Source organism: Pseudomonas sp. MF4836 (assembly GCF_002018875.1).
Classification (GTDB): Bacteria; Pseudomonadota; Gammaproteobacteria; order Pseudomonadales; family Pseudomonadaceae; genus Aquipseudomonas.
The window spans coordinates 1-612 of sequence record NZ_MVOL01000044.1 but is presented as its reverse complement, the minus strand read 5'-3'; the positions used below and the strand labels follow the sequence as shown (position 1 = coordinate 612).

1 pseudogene is annotated in these 612 nt (G+C 62.3%); it reads right to left on the bottom strand.

The features are described 5' to 3' along the window. A pseudogene (locus MF4836_RS35450) lies at nucleotides 1–612 on the bottom strand (T6SS effector BTH_I2691 family protein); the annotation flags it as partial.

Genomic DNA, 612 nt, shown 5'->3' with positions numbered 1-612 from the left:
ACACCACAACCTGGGTCACCTGCTGGCCGGCGTAGCGCAGAAAGGCCGCGCTGTGCACATGGCCGATCAGCGTCTGGGTCTGTGCCGACAGCTGTTGCATCAGGGCATTACTGGCGTTGGTGGTGGCCGCCAGTATCTGGCCGATGGCGTGCTTGACCGGCGCGATCATCAGATCCTTGCCTTCGTGGGTGGCAATGATGCTTTTCAGGGTGTCGTAGAGCTTGCCCAGATCATCGCCCGCCAGCGCTGTTTTCAATTGGTCGAACAGTGCCTGGTCCTTGGCCAGCAAGGCCTGATAAAGCAGGCTCTGGCGGTCTTCGAGCAGGTTTTTCCAGAGGCGCTGGGTCGCACCCAGGGTCTCGGTATCTGGATGAATGACTTCGCTGGGGCCGCCCACCAGGCACAGGCTCATCATGCGAATAAAACCTTCCACGGAGCGCGTGGAGGTCACGCTGTAGTCATACCGGGCGGCGAGCTGGAAAGGCGCGGCCTGGTATTCCCGGGCGTACAGCTCGCCCTCGCGGTCGATGGCCTGCTGCCAGACCTTTTGCTCGGCCAGGTAGGCCCGCTCGAAACTCGCCCGTTGGGCTTCGTCGTACCGCTCTTCGAGCC